This is a genomic window from Embleya scabrispora DSM 41855 (assembly GCF_000372745.1).
Classification (GTDB): Bacteria; Actinomycetota; Actinomycetes; order Streptomycetales; family Streptomycetaceae; genus Embleya; species Embleya scabrispora.
In genome coordinates, this window is the sequence record NZ_KB889644.1 from 1 (window position 1) to 1,824 (window position 1,824).

Annotated in this window: 2 protein-coding genes; one reads left to right on the forward strand and one right to left on the reverse strand. The window is 69.4% G+C overall.

Annotated features, from left to right (window positions below; genetic code table 11):
• The first annotated feature begins 340 nt into the window (after positions 1 to 340).
• Complete coding sequence (locus tag A3IC_RS0115400) at positions 341 to 1,198, forward strand: S1 family peptidase (RefSeq protein WP_020550939.1); 858 nt, start codon at positions 341 to 343, stop codon at positions 1,196 to 1,198.
• 311 nt (positions 1,199 to 1,509) lie between these two features.
• Here A3IC_RS0115400 and A3IC_RS68685 read toward each other — a convergent pair whose 3' ends face one another.
• On the reverse strand, positions 1,510 to 1,653 hold the full coding sequence (locus A3IC_RS68685; RefSeq protein WP_020550940.1) for a hypothetical protein: 144 nt from the start codon (positions 1,651 to 1,653) through the stop codon (positions 1,510 to 1,512).
• Positions 1,654 to 1,824 lie beyond the last annotated feature (171 nt).

Here is a 1,824-nt window from a genome sequence, read left to right on the forward strand (position 1 = left end):
AAAGATCCCCCCGTCAGGCTCCCCACCAAGAACTCCCGAGCCTGGCACCACACCCGCGCTCGGTTCAGCGATACGGCAAATTCGCCAGCGGAGTCGTGTCGGGCGGGAAGTGCCGAACACCGGTCCGAAGGCGGTGGGCCGATGTCCGAGGACTTTGAGCGCGAGCATCGCGATCACTTGCCTGTCCGGAATCTATCCGAGGACGACATCGAGACGGCTGTTTCCGGCGGCGCGCCGCGCCGAGGATGATCCGCACGGGCCCGACGCGGGAGACGTTCGGCCCGGGTACGGCCGCCGCACCCCTCGCGCGGCCGCTCCCCCCTCCACGAAAGGTCACTACATGCGCGCATCCACCTCGCGTCCCACCGCCGACACCGGCCCCGCCCCGCGCCGCCGGCGCGGTCTGGTCGCCAAGGCGATCGCGGCCACGGGAGCGGCACTCGTGCTCGGCACCACAGCGTTCGCCGGCAGCGCCGGGGCGATCGTCAACGGGCAGGACTCGACCCAGAGTTACCCGTTCATGGCCTACATCCCGATGAAGGCGGGGGGCGTGGACGCCGGGTGCGGGGCCACCCTGATCGATCGACAGTGGGTGCTCACCGCGGCGCACTGTGTCGACCCCGATCTGCCGATCGAACTGAACGGAACGGTGCGGATCGGCAGCGAGAACCGCGCACAGGGTGGCACCGTTCGCGGCATCGACAAGATCGTGATGCACCCCGGCTACTCGCAGCCCGCCGACGAGGGTGGCTACAACGTGAACGACCTCGCGTTGATCCGCCTGGACCGGGCGGTCAAGGAGAAGCCGATCAAGCTCGCCAAGCAGGCCGGGCCGGTGGGCACGCCGACTCGGCTCCTGGGCTGGGGCACCATCGTGGACCCGGACCGGCTGGAGGACGCGATCTTCCCGAACCGGCTCCAGGAACTGGACACCCGCCTGGGCACCAGCGCCGAGTGCAACGGCCGCACCGACGCCACCCGCCTGTGCACGATCAGCCAGAAGCCCAAGGCCATGGCCTGCTTCGGCGACTCCGGCGGCCCGCAGATCCAAAAGAACCGCGGCGGCCGGTGGGAGCTGATCGGCACCACCTCGGGCGACGGCGACGGCAAACCCGGCTGCGCAACGGGCCCGGGCCTGTACACGAACGACACCGCGTACAAGAACTGGATCCACCAGACGATCCACGACCGCACGTAGGCCGAGTCGCCGCGACCCGGCGCGTGGCGATCCACACCGGGCGCGGGCGTGGTGCCGGTTCAAAACCGCCCCACCGTCCGGAATCGCCGTCCCGTCCGAGTCGACGACCGATGGCCGTTTCCAGGCGGGGCATGGTTTGCAATCAGGGCCGTGTGGGCCTCGGTCACCTGCCCCTCGCACAGCAGCCGAAAAGCCGGAAGCAGCGGCTGCGCGTCAGGGTCGTCGCGGGAGCAGGCCGGGCACAGGGACACCTCGTGTGACCGTGCCCGGCCGTTCACCCGAGGTGGTGGGGTGCGGTGGCGTCGGTGCTACTACGGAGACGGATGCGGGATCAGGATCTTCAAGTCTCGGGCGACGCGCTCCGCCAGGATGGTGGGGTCGTTGGCGGTCCACTGGTGTGCCGTCCCGATCGCGTCGGCGCCCTTCGTGCGGGACTTGCCCTTCCTCTTCCCCACCGGAGGCAAACGCCTTGGCGCCTTGCACGTGCTCGAAAGTACGCTGACGGCCCCATGGAACAAATCCCCGAGAGCGTTGACCGCGACATCCTGGAGCGCCGGATCATCCCCGCGCTCAAGGCGATCCGAGAAGCGTCGGGCTGCACGCTTCACGAGGCACTCGACATCTTC